This window comes from Paeniglutamicibacter kerguelensis (assembly GCF_017876535.1).
In the GTDB taxonomy this organism is placed as follows: domain Bacteria; phylum Actinomycetota; class Actinomycetes; order Actinomycetales; family Micrococcaceae; genus Paeniglutamicibacter; species Paeniglutamicibacter kerguelensis.
This window is the reverse complement of the sequence record NZ_JAGIOF010000001.1, coordinates 2,269,434-2,288,028: the sequence shown is the minus strand read 5'-3', so window position 1 is coordinate 2,288,028 and position 18,595 is coordinate 2,269,434. Positions and strand designations below refer to the sequence as shown.

Here is an 18,595-nt window from a genome sequence, read left to right as displayed (position 1 = left end):
CGTGAGTGGCACGAAAGAGCACTCACCAACTCCAGTTTACAGTGTGGCGGCCAAATGTTCTACAGTGGGTAGAACGAACTTCTACGATGCGTAGAAAACAAAGTGTAGACTCGGAGCGTCCGAGCAGATGAGTGTTGAGAGGTTGGCCGTGGATCCCCTTGAAATCGCCAGATGGCAATTCGGCATCACCACCGTTTATCACTTCCTGATGGTCCCGCTGACCATAGGCCTGGGGCTGGTGGTCGCCGTGATGCAAACGGCGTGGCACCGCACGGGCAAGGACGAATACCTGCGAATGACCAAGTTCTGGGGAAAGCTGTTCCTCATCAACTTCATCATGGGCGTTGCCACGGGAATCGTTCAGGAATTCCAGTTCGGCATGGCATGGAGTGAATACAGCCGCTTTGTAGGGGACGTCTTCGGCGCCCCGCTGGCGATGGAGGCGTTGCTTGCCTTCTTTGTCGAATCGACATTCCTCGGTTTGTGGATCTTCGGCTGGGGCCGCCTGCCCAAGCGCATCCACCTTGCCACCATCTGGTGCGCGTCCTTGGCAACGATCCTCTCCGCATACTTCATCCTCGTCGCCAACTCCTGGATGCAGCACCCCGTCGGCACCGAAATCGTCAATGGCCGTGCAACCATGACCGACGCGTGGGCCGTCTTTACCAACAACACCGCGCTCGTGACATTCCCTCACACCATCTTTGGCGCCTTTGCGGTGGCCGGCGGATTCCTGCTGGGCATCTCCTGGTACCACCTGCACAAGCGCCGCTCGGCTGGAATCGACACCGTGGACGCCAACGGACGAGTGGTCGTGGGCGAAGATGCGGCGCTCGGCAAGAACCGCGACAAGGTCGATTACCAGGTCTGGATCAAGTCCCTGCGCGTTGGCGCCATTGTCGCACTCGTATCCTTCCTCGGTGTGGCATTCTCAGGCCACGTCCAGGCGCAGCTCATGTTCGAGCAGCAGCCGATGAAGATGGCCGCGGCCGAGGCCGCCTGCCACGACGGAACCGGATTCTCGATTCTCTCCATCGGCGACCTCAGCCAGCCGGGTGCCACGACGTGCGAGGACATGATCGCGGTCTGGGAGATCCCGGGCCTGCTTTCCTTCTTGGCGAATGACAACTTCACCACCGAGGTCAAGGGCGTCAACTCACTCCTGCCCGAGTACCAGGCGAAGTACGGAACGCACCTGCCCAACGACCCGATGTACGGGGATCGTGCCGGAAGCGAAATCAACTACCTTCCCGTCATGGCGGTGACCTACTGGGGCTTCCGCCTGATGATCACCCTCGGTGGCCTTTCCGCGGTCGCCGCCGGCGTGGCGCTCTGGCTCACCCGCAAGGGAACCGTCCCCTCCAGCAAGTGGCTCTCCCGTCTGGCGCTGTTTGGCATATTGGCTCCCTTTGGCGCCAACTCCGCCGGCTGGATCTTCACCGAGATGGGCCGCCAGCCCTTCGTGGTCGCGCCAAACCCGAGCTTCGAGGGCATCGACCAGGTGTTCATGTTCACCGCCGCGGCGGTTTCCCCCGGCGTCAGCGCCGGAGAAATGCTCTTCTCGCTCATCGCGCTCACCCTGGTCTATGCGGTGCTGCTCGTCGTTGAAGTGGTCCTGTTGACCCGCTTCGTCCGGGGCGGCGTCGGCGCTGCAATGCCGGAGCTGAACGAGCACCCCGACGATGGGCACAAGGACACAGATGTGCTCTCCTTCGCCTACTAACGACACTGATTCAAGAGAGGACATTTAAGTGGATTTCCTACCCACCCTGTGGTTCATCCTGATTGCCGTGCTCTGGATCGGCTACCTCTTCCTTGAGGGATTCGACCTCGGCGTCGGCATGCTCATGAAGACCTTCGCCAAGAACGACAAGCAACGCCGCGTGCTGCTGAACACCGTGGGCCCGGTTTGGGACGGCAACGAGGTATGGCTGCTGACGGCCGGCGGCGCCACCTTTGCCGCCTTCCCCTACTGGTACGCCTCGCTGTTCTCCGCCCTCTACATCCCGTTGGTGTTGGTGCTGATCGCATTGATCTTCCGCGCGGTTTCATTCGAGTACCGCGGCAAGGCACACACCCTTGCGGCACGGAACTTCTGGGACTGGGCCATCTGCCTGGGTTCCTTCGTCGCGGCCTTCGGCATCGGCGCCATGCTGGCGCTGAGCACCACGGGCCTGCCGTTGAATGCCAACGGCGACCGCGTCGGCGGCGCCTTCGCCTGGTTCAACCTGTACGCGGTGCTCGGCGGACTTGGCGTGGTTGCCTTCTGCTTGATCCACGCGCTGGCCTTCCTGACCCTGAAGACCGACGGGGAAATCCGTGTCCGCGCCCGCAAGCTGTTGGGTCGCTGGCTGCCGGTTGCCCTGCTGCCGCTTGCGGCGTGGGCCGTGGCCGTGGTGGTGCTCAACCGCAGCGGGATCGCCCTAGTGCCACTGGCACTCGCCGTGGTCGCGCTGGTCGTCGCCTGGCTCAGTGCCCTCAAGCACCGCGAGGGCCGCGCATTCATCGGGCTGGGGCTCTTCCTGGTCATGGGGGTCGCCACGATCTTCATGGCCGCCTACCCGAACGTGCTGCCCTCGACCATCGATGCCGCCTACAACCTCACGGTGTTCAACGCCTCGTCGACCCCGTACACGCTCAAGCTCATGAGCATCGTCGCGGCGTTCGGCGTGCCGCTGGTGCTGGCGTACCAGGGCTGGACCTACTGGGTGTTCCGCAAGCGCATCACCGAGTCGCACATCCCCGAAGCGCACGTCGTCACCCCCATCGTCTAGCAGCAGGAATAACACCCCCCCATGAAACCCGCACTTCCCGCAGGGACCGGATCACGTATTGTGCTGGCGCTGCTCGCCGGACTGGCGGCCCTCAAGGCCGTCGGGCTGATCCTGATCGCCGACGCCCTGGCCACGGCAATCGCCCAGCTGGCGGGCACGGGCAGCGCCGATGTCCAAAGGCTGCTGGCCATGGGGTTGGCCGGGGCGCTGCTGCGCGCCGGCGCGGTCTGGGGGACCCAGTTCGCCGCACGGCGTGCGGGGCTTGGCGCGAAGGAGAAGCTGCGCGGACAGCTCATGGCCGCCGGCATGTCCGGGCGGGACGCGGAATCCGTATCCCGTCCGGGGCACGGGGCGCTGGCCGCCCTGGCCAGCCGCGGGCTGGACGGGCTGGACAACTACTACACCAAGTACCTGCCGGCGGTTGTCGCGGCCATGGTCATCCCGATCATGGTGGTGGTCCGGGTGCTGGTTGCCGATTGGGTTTCGGCGCTGATCATCGTGCTGACTCTGCCGCTGGTGCCGGTCTTCATGATCCTCATCGGCCTGCACACCCAGGACAGGGTCAAGGCCGCGGCCGCAGGGTTGGACAGGCTGTCCAACCAGCTGCTGGAGCTGGCCCAGGGGCTGCCGGCCCTGATTGGCCTGCGCCGGGCCAAGGGCAAGGGCCGCGCCCTGGCCCAGGTTTCCGAGGGGTACCGGGAAAGCAGCATGAAAACGCTGCGCACGGCCTTCCTCTCCGGCCTGGCCCTGGAACTGATCGCCACCATTTCCGTGGCAGTCGTCGCCGTGTTCATCGGCGTGCGGCTTGTCTACGGGCACATGGGCCTCGAGGCCGGTTTGCTGGCGCTGATCCTGGCCCCCGAGGCCTACCTGCCGCTGCGCGAGCTCGGCGCCGCCTACCACTCCTCGGAGGACGGGGTGGAGGCCCTGGAACGCAGCGAAAAGTTCATCAACGGCGGCGCCGCGGAGGCCGGCACCGGAGAAGCCGGGGCCGCTCCGAGGCCGCAGCCGACCCATGGCAACGTGCTGGAAATCCGCAACCTGACGGTGCGCCACCCGGGCCGCCGCGAAGCGGTCCTGCGCAATGTGAACCTTGACCTGTCGGCCGGACAGGTCCACGTGCTGGACGGGGCCAGCGGCACCGGCAAGAGCACGTTGCTGCACGCGGTGCTCGGCCAGCTCGGGGAGACGGCCGTGGAGGGTGCCATCGCCGTGCGGCCCGAACGCACCGCCTGGATTTCCCAGCACCCGCAGTTCACCGAGGAAACCGTGCGCGGCGAAGTCCTGCTGCACGCCGGCAATTCCCTGGGCGCTGCAGGCCTTGCAGCCGTGTTCCGCGATGCAAACATCGAGCACCTGGCCGACCGCTGGCTGGTGGACTGCAGCCCGGGGGAGTTGCGCCGTGTTGCCGTGGCGCGCGTGCTGGCCCGGGTGGCCGCGGACCCGGATGTCGAGTTGGTGCTTGCCGACGAGCCGACCGCCCACCTTGACGAGGTGTCCGCGGCCCGCATCCGTGCGGCGCTGCAGCGCTTGACGGCCCGCTGCGCACTGCTGGTTGCAAGCCACGACCGGGTGCTGGCCGCCGCGTTGCGCGGCCAGGCGGCGCCCCGCGCGGCCGCCGGCCCGGGCGACGAACCGGGCGCCGAACCGGCGTCGAACGCACCCGCGCCGGACCTGACCAGGTCCCGGACAAGGGAAGCGACGGCAGCCGGAACTCCCTCTGGCCGGCGCACGTTGGTGCACTGGAAACTGCTGCGTTCCCTGCCGTGGTTCCGCGGGGGCATGGGGCTGGGCCTGCTGCTGGCAACGCTCGCCGCGCTCTTCGGCGTGGGACTGACCGGGATTTCCGGCTGGCTGATTGTCACTGCCAGCCACCGGCCGCCCATGCTGCACCTGATGGTCGCAATCGTCGGCGTGCGCACCTTCGGCATCGGCCGCTCGGTGCTGCACTACGCCGAACAACTCAAGATCCACGACGCCGTGCTGCGCTTCTCCGGGAACCTGCGCCAACGGCTCTGGGACGCACTGGTCGCCCAGCCCAGGATGTGGGGCCAGCTCACCCGCTCCGGAGCGGCGCTGGGACACCTGGTGGCCGAGGTCGACGAGGTCCGCGACGCGGTTCCGCGCGTGCTGGTCCCGCCGGTTGCCGGCGTCGCCACCTGGGCCGTGATCAGCGTCGGCATCGGGTTCTGGGCCCCGCAGGCGCTGGGCCTGGCCTTGGTGCTGGGCCTGCTCGCCTTCGTGGCGCTGCCACTTGCCGTCCTGGCCGTGGAAAGACGCACCACCATTGCCGTGAGCGAGCACCGCATCTGGCTCGGCTTCAGGGTTCCCACGCTGTTGCGCGCGGCCGCGGACCTGCGCGCGAACAACGCCACCGTCACGGCGCTGGCCGAGTTCGCCCGGGAGGATGCCAAGGCAACCGCAGTGCTGCGTGCCTCGGCCCGCGGTGCGGGACTGGCCCAGGGCGGGGCCGCATTGCTCTCGGCGGTTGCCGCGGTCCTTGCGGTCGCGGTGACAACCGGCGGCGGGGAGGCGGCCGCCATTGCCGGACTGTTGCTTCTGGCCCTGGGCGAACCGATCGCCAACACGGCCACCTCGGTGCAGCAGCTTCCTCAGCTCGACGACGTGCTCCGGCGCGTCTGGACCAACCTTGAGGGGGCTCAAGCCGAATCGCCCGAGACCGCGGGGGGGCAGCGCGCGGAAGCAGACCCCGCCGCCAAGGCCACCAATGCGGCAACCCTCACGGGCATCCGCCTGCACGAGGCCAGCGCGGGATGGGGCGAAGGGCAGCCGGTCTTCGAACACGCGAGCGTCGCGGTCGAAACTGGACGATGGGTAGGCCTGACCGGGCCGTCGGGGTCCGGCAAGTCAACGATGCTCGCCACGTTCCTCGGTGCCCTGCCGCCGTTGGCCGGAAGCCTGCAGGCCCGGCACGGCGACGGCCGGTGGACGGAGGCCACGACCGCGGACCTGACATCCGTGTCATGGTGCCCGCAAGAGGCGCACCTCTTTGACTCCTCGGTCCGCTCCAACCTCGGACTGGGCCGGGAACTCGAGGACCAGCCCACCGATGCCGAACTGGGAGCAGTGCTGGAACAGGTAGGCCTGGGGGACTGGCTCAACGCCCTGCCCGGCGGGCTGGATGGACGCATCGGCTCCGGCGGCCACCATCTCTCCGGCGGACAACGCCAGCGACTGGCCGTGGCCCGGGCCCTGGTCGCCCGTACCCGGGTGCTGCTGCTCGACGAGCCCACCGCCCACCTCGGTGCCGACGAGGCTGTCGAACTGATTGCGGACCTGCGCAGTGCACTTCAGGACTGCGCCGTGCTGGTTGTCACCCACGACGCCGCCATCGCCAGGCTCGCCGATGAGGTTTTCGACCTGTCGGACCTGAATGATCGCGCGGTTGCCCGCGGCTAATCTCGCAAGATTAGATTCCCGGTCGGCTGTGCCGACGTTTAAGTAGACCGAAGGAAGCCGAAACCAGACTGAGAACAAGCAATAGGCAAAGGCTGACAATGATTTCGGGCTGCCTCGCTGAGCATGTTCCGCGGACCGGAGATTGCCCATATGCAAGAGACGGATGAATCGGGCGTTGTTCGGCGGACGGGTGGATCCGCCGGCGTGTCCCGCGACAGGTGCAGGGTTGGCGATGCGTCCAATCCTGCACCGTCCGGCCATCGACCTGTGCTCCGCGGGTCGTCACGCAGGGTTTGAAGGGCAATCCGTGAAGGCCAGCTAAAAGGCCATAAGTATAGGAGTTTTCAACTCGATGCGTGCTCTTCGAGTATGGCAAACCTGAATCCAAGTAGTCGGCTGCAAGCAATTGGGTATCCGTTACGCGTGAGCACACGGCATGGGGTTGCCTAACGTTTGAGGTAATCCAGACGTACTCGTTTGGATGATGATCCGCATCCGGTCTACATGGTCCACGGCTTCCAAGCCGAGACGCTCTGGGGCAGCTGGCTCCATGTATCCGGGTTAGTTGAATTCATCGGACTGGGGTCGGCGATTGGCGTTCCGCGTCTGGGGATGCTCCCGACAAACGCAGCTCCTTCCGGCCAAGAGTGAGGGGAACTCTTTCGCACGATCAACAATCGCGGGAACCCTTGGGGAACCTGTTTGGCGGTTCGTTGTTAGGGGCAGTGCCGTCGTGGAGTTTCGCGAAGAGGCTATGTGGTGACTGGCGCGGCGTGCGGCCGCACCGAACGATAGCAATTGCCTTCAAAAGCAAACCGGAGAATGATTCAAAACTCGAAAACAAATTAATTTACCTTGGGGGTAATCTAAAATGACTTTGATCAACAAGCATGAGGATTTGCAGGAGTTCTTGGGGAGGCCTGCACCCACTTCTTCGATGATCTACCTTCCGGACAGCCGCCCTAACGTGAGCCTCATCATCCCGACTCTCAACGAGGCGAAGAACCTCGTTCACGTGCTGCCGACCATTCCCGACATCGTGGATGAGCTGATCATCGTCGACGGGGAATCGACCGACGGCACCCTGGACGTCGTGCGTGAACTCCGGCCGGATGCGGTGATTGTGCTCGAGCAGCGCCATGGCAAGGGCCACGCCCTGCGGGCCGGCTTTGAGGCCGCCCGTGGTGACATCATCGTGATGATGGATGCGGACGGATCGATGGACGTATCGGACATCGTGGTCTTCGTTGCATCGCTTCAATCGGGGGCCGATGTGGTCAAGGGGTCCCGTTTTGTGCAGGGGGGCGGCAGCAGCGACCTGACCCTGTTGCGCACTGCCGGCAACCTCGCACTCACCCAGGCGGTCCGAATGGTCTTTGGCGGGCGCTACTCCGATTTGTGCTACGGCTACATGGCCTTCTGGCGCCACGTGCTTCCCGCCTTTGAAGGCGAAGTCGGCGGGTTCGAGGTGGAGACCTTCCTGAACATCCGGGCTCTGGCAGCGGGGCTGCGCGTTGTGGAAGTCGCCTCGTTCGAGAGTTCCCGGATCCACGGGGAAAGCAACCTGCATACGTTCCGGGACGGGGCACGCGTACTGCGAACCATCTACCGCGAACGGCGCGGACTGACGCGGGCCCGCTCCGGCCTGGGTGTGCCGCGTCCGGCCGTTCAGGCCCTGGTGGGAGCCGCCTACCTGGCAAGTCAGGCGGAAAATGTATGAGCACCGTTACGACCTCGGTCGTGATCTGCACGTACACTGAGCGGCGCTGGGAAGACCTTGTGGCGTCCGTGGCCTCCGTCAGGGGCCAGAGCCTGCCATGCGATCAGCTGGTTGTCGTTGTCGACCACAATCCGGAACTGCTGGTCCGGGCCCGCCTGGACCTGGAGGGCGCCGAAGTGGTCGCAAGCACGGGCCCGCGCGGGCTGTCCGGGGCGCGAAACACCGGGATCGGCGTGGCACGCGGCGAGGTGGTCGTTTTTCTCGATGACGATGCAACCGCCGATCCGCGGTGGCTGGAGCGGCTTGTCGCGCCGTTCGCCGATCCGCGGGTGCTGGGCGTCGGCGGTTCCGCGGTGCCCGTCTGGCAGAGCGCCGAACCGGCCTGGTGGCCGGCGGAGTTCGGCTGGGTCGTTGGCTGCAGCTACACGGGCCTGCCGGGGGAGCGCGCGGCGGTGCGCAACCTCATGGGGTGCAACATGGCGATGCGCAGCTCCGTCCTCGAAGCCGTCGGAGGCTTCGACAGCGGGCTGGGCCGCACCGCGGTCGGCGCGGCGGGTTGCGAGGAGACTGAGTGGTGCATCCGCGCTTCCACGATTTTCCCCGACGGCGTGTTCCTCTATGAACCGGATGCCGTCGTCCACCACAAGGTCCCGGAGGCGAGGGCGACATGGTTGTACTTCCGCACCCGGTGCCACGCCGAGGGCGTCTCCAAGGCGCGGGTCGCCCGCACTGCGGGCCCCGCGCGGGGACTCTCCGCGGAACGCTCGTTCGTGGGCCGGACCCTTCCCTCCGGGGTGCTGCGCAACCTCGCCGCGGGGCTCCGCATGGACCGGTTCGGTCCGGCCAGGGCCGGGGCGATTGTGGCCGGCCTGTCGTTCACCACCGCCGGCTTCCTGAAGGCCCGGCTTGCCGGCCCGGGCGAACCCATGGCGGAGCTGCCGGCGGTGCCGCCCATCCTGCCCCTGGTCATCGAACTGCAGGATCCGGCCGCAGCGCTCAACACCGTCGAGCCCGGCGCCACGCACAGAAGTGCATTGTGCTTGGTCACCAACGGCGGTGACCCCGTCGCCAAGGTGCGCATCGAGCTTTCCCGGGAGGAACCGCTCACCGCCGAGCTGGTCCGCCGGCGCGTGGCCGAAGCGGCACCTCGGACCGGTTCCTCCCAAAGCCGGCCCGAACGGTCAACCGCGGCGGCACCCGATGCCGGGGTACCGGCCACGGTGGTCGTTGCCACCCGGAACCGGCCCGGACAACTCGTCGAATGCCTGGACTCGATCCTCGCAGGCACCGCGTCCGCGCAACGCATCATCGTCGTGGACAACGCCCCGTCGGACAACCAAACCGCCGAACTGATGGCGCTTCGCACCGAGCAGGATCCGCGCCTGGTCTACGTGCGCGAGGACAGGCCGGGGCTGGCCCACGCCCACAACGCCGCCCTTGCGCACATCGACACGGACATCGTGGCCTTCACGGACGATGACGTTCTGGCCGATCCGCGCTGGCTCGAGCGGCTCGTGCGGGTCTTCGCCGAGGACGCGCAGGCCGTGTGCGTCACCGGCATGATCGCACCCCGCGAGCTCGAAACACTTCCGCAGCAGTGGGTCGAGGGCAACGAAACCTACGACAAGGGCCTGGGCCGCCGGGTGTTCGACCCCACGCGGCGCAACGGCGAAAACCCCCTGCTACCCTACGCCTCCGGGGCCTGCGGCTCCGGGGCGAACATGGCTTTCCGGACCTCCTACCTGCAAGGCGCCGGGGGGTTCGAGACGGCCCTGGGCACCGGCACGGTGGCGATGGGCGGGGACGACCTGGCGGCCTTCTACGACGTGCTGGAATCCGGGCACCGGATCGTTTACGAGCCGGCGGCCATTGTGCTGCATCCGCACCACCGCGACTATGCGGCCCTGCGCCGCCAGGTCTACGGCTACGGGGCCGGGCTCGGGGCCCACCTGACGCGCTGCCTGTTGCGCGATCCGCGCATGGTTGTGGCACTTGCCTTGAACACGGCGTCCCTGCAGGCCAGGGCCGCCCGGATCCTGCGCCCGCCTGCCGTCGAGGGACTGCCTCCGTGGCCGAAGGACCTGTTGCGCGAGCATCGGAGGGGCCTGGCCTCCGGACCGGGGCGGTATGTGTTGAGCCGGCACCGGCTCAACCGGGCAGCCAAGCAGGGGGGAAAACGATGAGCCAGGACATCCCGATCCTTCTGTACCATTCCGTCAGCGACCAACCCCCTGCAGACTTCAAGCCGTGGGCGGTGGGGCCCGAAATGTTCGAGGAACACCTCGACATGCTCGTCGAGCTCGGCTACGAGGGCCTGACCATCGGCCAACTCACGGAACTGACCCTGGCGGGGCGCCCGGTGCCTGAACGGGCCGTGGTGGTGACCTTCGACGACGGGTTCTCCGACTTCGCCTCGAACGCCTGGCCGCTGATGAAGGCCAGGGGGGTGCCAACCACCCTCTACGTCACCGCGGGCCTGGTCGGCGGCAGCAGCGAATGGCTCGAACCCGTGGGCGCCGCCGGGCTGCCCATCCTGGGGGCCGTCGAGATCGGTGCGCTTTCCGACGACGGCGTGGAGATCGGTGCGCACAGCATGACCCACCCCCAGCTGGACATCGTGGGGCGCGGGCGGGCCTGGCGCGAAATCTGCGACAGCAAGAAGGCGCTCGAGGCGATCGTGGGCCTGCGGGTCGAGACCTTCGCCTACCCGCATGGCTACCACGACCGGGCGACCAAGAAGATGGTCGCTGATGCGGGCTTCAAGTCCGCCGCCGCGGTGCGCAACGCGCTGAGCCACGCCGGGGACGACAGATTTGCCCTGGCCAGGTACACCGTGATGGCAGACTGCACCGCTGAGCACCTCGCGGGCGTCCTGGACGGGCGCCATGCCAGGCGAGCCCCTCGCCGGGAGCGCCTGCGGACCGGCGTGTGGCGGGAAGTGCGGCGCTTCCGTGCAAGGACCGGATCATGACGGTTCAAACAGCCCCGATCACGCACCAGGTGGTTTCGCCCGTTCCCCGGGACAAGTGGCGCAGCGTGCTGGCCGGAGATCCGCTGGCCCTGCCCGAGCATTCCCCGGAATGGGTCGACGCGCTGACCGACGACGGTCGCTACCGCGATGCCAGCCGCCTTTACACCTTTTCCGACGGCCGCGAAGCGATACTCCCGTTCGTGAGGCGCCGCGGTCTGGCCGGCATCGGCGGATGGCTGCTGTCCTACCCTTCGGGCTGGGGCATGGGCGGACTGGTAGGGGCCGGTATCGACGTGGATGTTGTGCGCGCCGTGCTGGGCGACCTGCGCGAACAGCATTGGCAGCGCGTGGCCATCCGCCCGGATCCCCAGCGGTGGCAGGCCTGGGCCGAAGCCCTCGACGCAAACGTGCTCACGATTCCGCGGCGCGTTCACATCATCGACCTGGGCGGGGGCGTTGACAGCGTGTGGCACGGCTTGTCGAATTCGGCGCGCCGGCACGTCAGGACGGCCGAGCAGCAGGGAGTGCACATCGAAACGGGCCAGTCAGGTGCCCTGCTCAAGGACTACTACTCGTTGTTCCTTGTTTCGGTGGACCGCTGGGCCGAGCAGCAGCACGAGCCGCGGGCGCTTGCCCACGCCCGGGCCAAGCTGCGCGATCCCCTGTCCAAGTTGCAATTCATCGGCCGTCACCTGGGAGAGGGCTTCCTGGTGACCCTCGCCTACATCGACGGCAAGCCCGCCGCCGGGTCGATCACGCTGTACGGCCGGACGGCCCACTACACCCGCTCGGCCATGGACAGGGAACTGGTCGGCAGGACCGGTGCCGGGGAGCTTGTCCAATGGACGGCCATCAAATTGGCGTGCGAACGCGGGTGCACCGTCTACAATATGGGCGAGTCCGGCCAGTCGGCCGCGCTGGCCCAATTCAAGGAGAAGTTCGGGGCCCGCCCCGTCGACTACGCCGAGCTGCGGCTGGACCGGTTGCCGTGGACCCGTGCCGACGCCGCGCTGCGCCGCGCGGTCAAGCGCGTCCTTGGATTCCGCGATGTGTGACCGCCGCGTGGATCGTGCCCTCCCCGGGCAGCACCTGCCATCCAGCATGCGGCGACCGGTTGACCGGTTCCGCCCGAGCAGTGAGTGCTGAGAGATCATGAGTCCCATGATCAAACACCTGGTTGCCTCGCCCGTTCCGCGGGACAAGTGGCACAGCGTCTTGGCCAACGACCCGGGGGCCCTGCCGGAGCACGCCCCGGAATGGGTTGATGCCATGGAGGCGGACGGGCGCTACCGCGATGCCAGCCGCCTGTATTCCTTTGCCGACGGCCGCGAAGTGATACTGCCCTTGGTCCAGCGCCGCGGCCTTGCCGGCGTCGGCGGATGGCTCCAGTCATACCCGTCGGGATGGGGCATGGGAGGGCTCGTCGGGGACGACGTCGACGTCGACATGGCCCGCGCGGTGCTGCATGACCTGCGCCGCCTGGGCCGGCAGCGCGTGTCCATCCGGCCAGATCCGCAACGGTGGAACCCCTGGGCCGAAGCCCTCGACAGGAACGTCGTGACGATCCCGCGCCGCGCGCACGTCATCGACCTGGCCGGCGGGGCAGAGGGAGCCTGGAACGGCCTGTCCAAGTCGGCCCGCCGCGGCATCCGGGCCGCGGAACGGCAAGGGGTGCGCATCGAAACGGGCCACTCCGGCGCGCTGCTCGGTGAGTACTACTCGCTGTTCCTCACATCGGTGGACCGCTGGGCCGCGCACCAGCACGAACCCCGCATGCTGGCCCACGCGCGGGCCCGGCGGCGAGACCCGCTGGGCAAACTGCAGTCCATGGGCCGCCACCTGGGGGAGAACTTCACCGTCACGCTCGCCTACGTGGATGGCAGGCCGGCGGCCGGGTCCATCACGCTTTTCGCTGCAACCGCCCACGACACGCGAGCGGCCATGGACAAGGAACTGGTCGGCACGACCGGTGCGGGGGAATTGGTCCAGTGGACCACCCTCCAAATGGCATGCGAAAGGGGCTGCGCCGAGTACCACCTGGGCGAGTCCGGCCAATCGATCGCGCTGGCCCGGTTCAAGGAGAAGTTCGGGGCCGTGCCCCACGACTACGCCGAGCTGCGGTTGGACCGGCTGCCCTGGACCCGCACCGACACCACGCTGCGCCGCGCGGCCAAGCGCATCCTGGGATTCCGCGATGTTTAGCCGGCCATGGACCACGGCATTGGGCGCCTCGCTGGCTCTCGCGATGATTCCCCTCCTCGGATCCAGCGTGCGTCCCCAGATGATTGACGACGACAGCGGGTCATTGGCCGCCGCCGTGAAACCCGGCGGTTTCGCGATGCCTCCCGCGGCGGAGCCCAAGGAAAGGAAAGCCGCGGACGGGAAGACCAAGGGCAGGATCCTGCTGGACGAGGACTTCGACGGAAACACGCTTGACGCCTCCATCTGGAACACCTGCCACTGGTGGCAGGAGGACGGCTGTACCATCGGCTCCAACGAAGAGCTCGAGTGGTACCTGCCGGAACAGGCGACCGTCTCCGACGGGGTCCTGCAGCTGACCGCCGAGCCCCGCGCCATATCCGCATCGGACGGCAAGGACTACAGCTTTGCCTCGGGCATGGTGACCACGGGGCCGCCGGCCCACGAGAAGGCGCCCAAGCTGGCGTTCACCTACGGAAAGGTCGAGGCCCGGTTCCGGATACCCACGGGACAGGGGCTGTGGCCGGCGATCTGGCTGCTTCCGGCCAACGAGGAGTCCAGGCCCGAGATCGACATCCTGGAGGTGCTTGGCCACGACGCAGGGCGGCTGCGGATGCGCCTGCATCCCAAGGACAGGGAAGCTGACTCGGTCGGAAAGAAATACGTCCTCCCGGACGGGTACACCCTTGCCGGGGGATGGCACACGATCGGCGTGGATTGGTCTCCCGGCAAGCTGGTGTACTTCCTGGACGGGCGGCAGGTGTGGCAACTGGTGGACGAACAGGTTCCCGACGAACCGATGTACCTGGTGATGAACCTGGCCGTGGGCGGCTCGTTCCCCGGGGCCCCCGACGCCGACACCAAGTTCCCGGCCGTCTTCGGCATCGACCACGTCCGGATTCGGAGCAATGACTAACGTGAAAAACGGACTCATGGCCTCGGTGAAGACGCGGATGGGCGACCCGCTGCGGCGCAGCGCCGACGCGCTGATCATCGGCACCGGGCTGACCTCGCTGTTGGGTCTTGCCTTCTGGGCGCTTGCCGCGCGCTGCCTCCCGACGGAGGCCGTGGGCGTGGGTGCTGCGCTCATGTCGACTGTGACCCTGCTGGCCAACTTCGCGACCCTGGGGATGCGCAACGGGCTGCTCCGCTTCCTGCCGGGGGCCGGCTCCGGCACCCTGCGGCTCATCCTGACCTGCTACGCGTTTTGCGCCGGGGCGGCCATGCTCGCGGCGGGGATCTTCCTGGCCGGGCAACCCGTGTGGGCGGAAAAGCTCGGCTTCCTGCGCGAAAGCCCCCTGACGGTGCTGGCGTTCGTGCTGGGCACGGCCGTCTGGGTGATCTTCGTGCTGCAGGACCAGGTGCTCATCGGCCTGCGGCGCACCGGCTGGGTGCCGATCCAGAACGGGGTTTCCTCGGTGCTGAAGATCGCTGCGCTGCCGTTGCTTGCCTCGACGGTGGCCTGGGCGGTCTTTGCCGCCACGGTGCTCCCGGCCGTGCTCGCGGTGCTGTTCGTCGCGGCCCTGGTGCTGCGGTTCGCGCGGCAGGCCGCCGCATTGGATCCCCGGCCACCCGCGGAGGCCCGGGTCCCGCTGGCCCGGCTGGTCAGGTTCGCCGCTCCCGACCACCTGGCGTCGCTGCTCTGGTTTGCAACCACCGACGTGTTGACGCTGATTGTGCTCCATGTGGCGGGCGCCGAGGCCAGTGCCTACTGGTTCATGGCCAACACCGTGGGGTATGCGCTGTACCTGGTCACCAGCAATGTCGGCAGCGCACTGATCGCGGAATCGGCGCACGACCCGGAAAACGCCACGGCCCATGCACGCCGGGCCCTGCTGCACAGCGCCCAGCTGGTCGTGCCGGCCGCGCTCGCCGGGATCCTGCTGGCCCCGCTCATGCTGCACCTGATGGGCCCGCACTATGCCGAAAACGCCACGGGCGCCTTGCGACTCATCCTGGCCTCGGCGATCCCGCAGCTGGTCGTGGGGATCGGCATCAGCACCGCCCGGGTGCGGGGGGACATGCGCACCGTGCTCGGGGTGTACGCATTCACCGCCGCCTTCACCTGGGGTGGATCCTGGGTGGCCCTTGGCTGGTGGGGGCTCACGGGCATCGGCGTGGTGATCCTGGTTAACCAGTGCCTGGTCGCGCTGTTCCTTCTGTGCTCCGGGCGCTCGGGACTGTGGGCGGACCGCCGGGGATGGCGTTCATTCGCGGCGGAGGCCTGGCGGCTTCCCCGGGCCTGGCGGCAGTGGCGCAACTCCCGGCGCAGCGCGCGCCTGGTGGCACCGGCCCTGGCGGCCTGCGGTCTGCCGGCCGACACGCAGTCGCGACTGCTGACCTCGGACTCGGACACCCTGGTGCTGGCCGTCGGCGGCGCGGAGGGAGAACTCGTGGTCAAGATCGCCATCTCGCCGGCTGCCTCGCGGGGCATTGACCTGCATGCCGCGGCCGTGGCGGGCCTCGGCGCGAAACTCGGCGGCGACCTGGCGGTGTTGCTGCCGAGGACGGTGCATCAGGCTACGCTCGACGGCCGGAGGGTCCTTGCCGAGACGCGGCTGGCGGGACGGACCGCCACCGCCACCGCCACAGACCCGGCCGCCGGCGATGCCGTTGCCCGCACCGTGCTCGCCACGATAGGCAGGATCCACTCGGCGACGGGGCTCTTGCGGGAAATCGACGAGGGATTGCTGGCCGAATGGGTCGACGGCCCGATCGCCGCGATCCGGCAGGAGTATGGACTTCCGGGCACCGCGGCCAAATTGGACAGGCTGTCCGCCGAATTGCGCGGGGCCTGGCTTGGCCGGCAGGTGCTCACGGGCTGGGTCCACGGGGACCTGTGGCCGGGCAACGTGCTGCTGGGTTGGGAACCGGGAACGCCCCGCGTAAGCGGCATTGTCGACTGGGAAAACGCGCGCGTCGTCGGGCTGCCGGACACCGATCTGGTCCACTGGTGGCTCACGACGCAACCCGGCGAACTGGGCAGTGCGGTGCTCGATGCGCTGGAAAGGCCCGATGGCCTCAGGGCAGACTTGGCGCGGTTGGGTGTGGAATTGCCCAACGAAAATCTGGAAATCGAGCACTTGGTGTTGCAGACTTGGCTGTGGCACGTCGAAGCGGGTCTGGCCCGTGCCTCGACCAACAGGGTCGGGCTCGTCTGGCTGGCCCGCAACGTCGGACCTGTCATCAAGTTGTTCGACGTCGACAACAGAAAAACTCGGGCGGGGGGCCTGCGGTGAATGTAAGGAGCCACGGGACGCTGCCGGTTTCGCAGGACCCATCGGATTCACCGGACCCGCCGGCGCCACTGGTTCCGCGGCCGGCCCACTCCCTGCCGCGGCCTGCCGACGGACGCCCCGCTCGGATCCGCCGGGAGCTCGTGTTCGTGGCCGTTCCGGTCGTGGCCGTCGCACTCTGGATCCTGGGTTTCCGGGGGGCCGACCCCCGCAACATGGGTGCACTGGGGTTGCTGACCCTGTTCACCCCGCTCACGGTTGTGGCGCTGGTGTTGTTGCTGGGCGGATTCCTGGCCAGTCTGTACCTGCGGCGGTCGGAATGGGTGCTGGCCACCTACCTGGTGACCTACGTCGCCCTGATGCACGGCACGCCGCCGGTGCTGTACGACACCCTCCGCTATGCATGGGCCTACAAGCACGTCGGCATCGTCGACTACGTCATGCGCAACGGCTCGGTGGACCCGGGCATCGAGGCCGGGCAGATCTACCACAATTGGCCCGGATTCTTCACCGGCGGCGCCCTGCTGACGGAGCTGTCCGGCCAGCCGGACACTCTCGGCATCGCCTCCTGGGCGCCGGTGGCCTTCAACCTGCTGAACCTCGTGGTGCTGCGCTTCGTCTTCCGCGGCCTGACCCGAAACCGCACGGTGATCTGGCTGGGGCTTATGTTCTTCCTGCTCATCAACTGGGTGGGACAGGACTACTATTCCCCGCAGGCGGTGGCCTATGTGCTGTACCTGGGCCTGATCGGAGTGATGCTCCGGCGGATGCCGCGGCGTGCCATGATCTGGCCGTTCGTCGTGATTGTCGCGGCGATCGCCGCCAGCCACCAGATCACCCCCATGATGATGCTGCTGGCGATCTTCGCGCTGATCGCCCTGCGCCGCACCAAGGGTTGGTACCTTCCCTTGGTGGCGGGCGCGATCACCGCTGGCTGGGCCCTGACCGGCGCGCTGGACTACACGCTGCCGAACCTGATGGACCTGGTGTCGGAGTTCGGCCACGTCGTGGGCAACGCCGACCAAACCCTGGAGAAGTCCAGCGGGCAGACAAGCCAGGCGGACCTGCAGGTGGTCTGGGGCGGCAGGTTCACGGTGGCCGTCTCGGTGCTGGCCTCGTTGATCGGGGTGTGGCGCCACCGGACGACCGGCGGCCTGCTGCTCACCGCCACGACGCTCATGGTCCTGCCAGGTGTCCTGGTGCTGACCACCGGATTCGGCGGCGAGGTGCTCTTCCGGGCCTTCCTGTTCGCGGCCCCGTTCATCGCCATCCTCGCCGCCCAGGCCTGCATGCCGCGGGAGGGTCGCGGCTTCCCGGTGCGCGGCCTGGTGACAGCCGCCGTCATCATGGCCATGGTCATCCCGGGGTTCCTGCTCGGGTACTACGGGAAGGAACGAGAGAACTACTTCACCCCCCAGGAGGTTGAAGCGTCGCGTTGGGTCTACACGCACGCCGCCCCGAAATCGCTGCTGGTCGAGGGCAGCACCAACTACCCGGGCCGCTTCATCGACTACGACAAGTTCACCTACGTGCCGCTGGACCGCGAGCCGGAAGACTCGACGGCCGAGATGCTGGCCGATCCCGCCGCCAAGCTGGCACGGTGGTTCGCGGACCCGAAGTACGCCGACGCCTACGTGATGTTCACCCGGGGGCAGAAGCTCGCCGTCGACAACGGCGAGGCCATGCCGCCGGGCAGCCTGGATAGGATCGAGGAGTCGCTGCGCCGATCCAAGGACTTCAAGATCGTCTTCCAGTCGCGGGACGCGATCGTTTTCACGCTCTCGGACGACGGAGCCGCACGATGAGCCGGCAGCGGCTCCTGCTGACCGAGGCCGCCGTGGTGGCCGCGGCGTTGCTCCTGCTGCTGATCGTCGAGGTGGGCTGGGTGCGCACGCTCTGCGCCGCGGCGTTCTGCCTCCTGATACCGGGGTACGGGTGGGCCCGACAGATGCACCTGAAGGACCGGGGAGACACGCTGGCGCTGACCGCCGTGTTCAGTATCTGCGCGACGATTGCCGTGGGAACGGCCATGGCGGTCACCGGGTGGTGGTCGCCCGTGGCCGGATTCGCCGTCCTGGTGCTCATCGCCGTGTGCGGTTTCATGCCGTTCCGCCGCACCGCGGCCGCCCACAAGGTCGCCGACCCGAAACCGGGAACCTTCTCGCTCGAGATCGAAAAAGTTTCCCGGCTGCGCGTGGAGTACCCCGCCCGCGACCCAGAAGGGCAACCGCCGGGTGCGGACCGCGCCACGGGCCCCGGGGTGCGGGAATGACGA

12 protein-coding genes are annotated in these 18,595 nt (G+C 67.6%); all 12 read left to right on the top strand.

Going from position 1 to position 18,595, the window contains the following annotated elements:
- Positions 1 to 148 precede the first annotated feature (148 nt).
- The 12 genes from JOF47_RS10390 to JOF47_RS10335 all read left to right on the top strand — a co-directional run bounded on the left by JOF47_RS10390 (position 149) and on the right by JOF47_RS10335 (position 18,592).
- Complete coding sequence (locus JOF47_RS10390) at positions 149 to 1,723, top strand: cytochrome ubiquinol oxidase subunit I (RefSeq protein ID WP_210001559.1); 1,575 nt, start codon at positions 149 to 151, stop codon at positions 1,721 to 1,723.
- A gap of 28 nt (positions 1,724 to 1,751) precedes the next feature.
- Positions 1,752 to 2,774: a cytochrome d ubiquinol oxidase subunit II gene (cydB, locus tag JOF47_RS10385; protein WP_209997499.1), complete on the top strand. Its 1,023-nt coding sequence runs from the start codon at positions 1,752 to 1,754 to the stop codon at positions 2,772 to 2,774.
- 21 nt (positions 2,775 to 2,795) lie between these two features.
- Positions 2,796 to 6,194 (top strand): thiol reductant ABC exporter subunit CydC, encoded by a 3,399-nt coding sequence (cydC, locus tag JOF47_RS10380; RefSeq protein ID WP_209997498.1) that lies wholly within the window; start codon positions 2,796 to 2,798, stop codon positions 6,192 to 6,194.
- 937 nt (positions 6,195 to 7,131) lie between these two features.
- Positions 7,132 to 7,914 carry a glycosyltransferase family 2 protein gene (locus tag JOF47_RS10375; protein ID WP_209997497.1) on the top strand — a complete coding sequence of 261 codons (783 nt, stop codon included), beginning with the start codon at positions 7,132 to 7,134 and terminating at the stop codon, positions 7,912 to 7,914.
- A complete protein-coding gene (locus tag JOF47_RS10370; RefSeq protein ID WP_209997496.1) occupies positions 7,911 to 10,097 on the top strand; it encodes a glycosyltransferase in 2,187 nt (728 codons plus the stop codon). The genes JOF47_RS10375 and JOF47_RS10370 overlap by 4 nt, the downstream gene beginning before the upstream one ends.
- Positions 10,094 to 10,885 (top strand): polysaccharide deacetylase family protein, encoded by a 792-nt coding sequence (locus JOF47_RS10365; RefSeq protein ID WP_209997495.1) that lies wholly within the window; start codon positions 10,094 to 10,096, stop codon positions 10,883 to 10,885. Before JOF47_RS10370 ends, JOF47_RS10365 begins: the two co-directional genes overlap by 4 nt.
- Positions 10,882 to 11,940 (top strand): GNAT family N-acetyltransferase, encoded by a 1,059-nt coding sequence (locus tag JOF47_RS10360; protein ID WP_209997494.1) that lies wholly within the window; start codon positions 10,882 to 10,884, stop codon positions 11,938 to 11,940. The genes JOF47_RS10365 and JOF47_RS10360 overlap by 4 nt, the downstream gene beginning before the upstream one ends.
- Before the next feature lie 106 nt (positions 11,941 to 12,046).
- On the top strand, positions 12,047 to 13,087 hold the full coding sequence (locus JOF47_RS10355; RefSeq protein ID WP_209997493.1) for a GNAT family N-acetyltransferase: 1,041 nt from the start codon (positions 12,047 to 12,049) through the stop codon (positions 13,085 to 13,087).
- The gene (locus JOF47_RS10350; RefSeq protein ID WP_209997492.1) at positions 13,080 to 14,000 is read left to right on the top strand and encodes a glycoside hydrolase family 16 protein; all 921 of its coding nucleotides are present in this window, start codon (positions 13,080 to 13,082) and stop codon (positions 13,998 to 14,000) included. Before JOF47_RS10355 ends, JOF47_RS10350 begins: the two co-directional genes overlap by 8 nt.
- Positions 13,993 to 16,323: a phosphotransferase gene (locus JOF47_RS22180; RefSeq protein ID WP_209997491.1), complete on the top strand. Its 2,331-nt coding sequence runs from the start codon at positions 13,993 to 13,995 to the stop codon at positions 16,321 to 16,323. The genes JOF47_RS10350 and JOF47_RS22180 overlap by 8 nt, the downstream gene beginning before the upstream one ends.
- A gap of 146 nt (positions 16,324 to 16,469) precedes the next feature.
- Positions 16,470 to 18,125: a hypothetical protein gene (locus JOF47_RS10340; protein WP_209997490.1), complete on the top strand. Its 1,656-nt coding sequence runs from the start codon at positions 16,470 to 16,472 to the stop codon at positions 18,123 to 18,125.
- Positions 18,122 to 18,592, top strand: a complete 471-nt coding sequence (locus tag JOF47_RS10335; RefSeq protein WP_209997489.1) for a hypothetical protein — start codon at positions 18,122 to 18,124, stop codon at positions 18,590 to 18,592. Before JOF47_RS10340 ends, JOF47_RS10335 begins: the two co-directional genes overlap by 4 nt.
- Positions 18,593 to 18,595: the final 3 nt, after the last annotated feature.

Bases quoted from the DNA above. Each gene is read 5' to 3' on its own strand.
- cydC (WP_209997498.1), top strand. From the start codon at position 2,796: ATGAAACCCGCACTTCCCGCAGGGACCGGATCACGTATTGTGCTGGCG.
- JOF47_RS10375 (WP_209997497.1), top strand. From the start codon at position 7,132: ATGATCTACCTTCCGGACAGCCGCCCTAACGTGAGCCTCATCATCCCG.
- JOF47_RS10370 (WP_209997496.1), top strand. From the start codon at position 7,911: ATGAGCACCGTTACGACCTCGGTCGTGATCTGCACGTACACTGAGCGG.
- JOF47_RS10365 (WP_209997495.1), top strand. From the start codon at position 10,094: ATGAGCCAGGACATCCCGATCCTTCTGTACCATTCCGTCAGCGACCAA.
- JOF47_RS10360 (WP_209997494.1), top strand. From the start codon at position 10,882: ATGACGGTTCAAACAGCCCCGATCACGCACCAGGTGGTTTCGCCCGTT.
- JOF47_RS10355 (WP_209997493.1), top strand. From the start codon at position 12,047: ATGATCAAACACCTGGTTGCCTCGCCCGTTCCGCGGGACAAGTGGCAC.
- JOF47_RS10350 (WP_209997492.1), top strand. From the start codon at position 13,080: ATGTTTAGCCGGCCATGGACCACGGCATTGGGCGCCTCGCTGGCTCTC.
- JOF47_RS22180 (WP_209997491.1), top strand. From the start codon at position 13,993: ATGACTAACGTGAAAAACGGACTCATGGCCTCGGTGAAGACGCGGATG.
- JOF47_RS10335 (WP_209997489.1), top strand. From the start codon at position 18,122: ATGAGCCGGCAGCGGCTCCTGCTGACCGAGGCCGCCGTGGTGGCCGCG.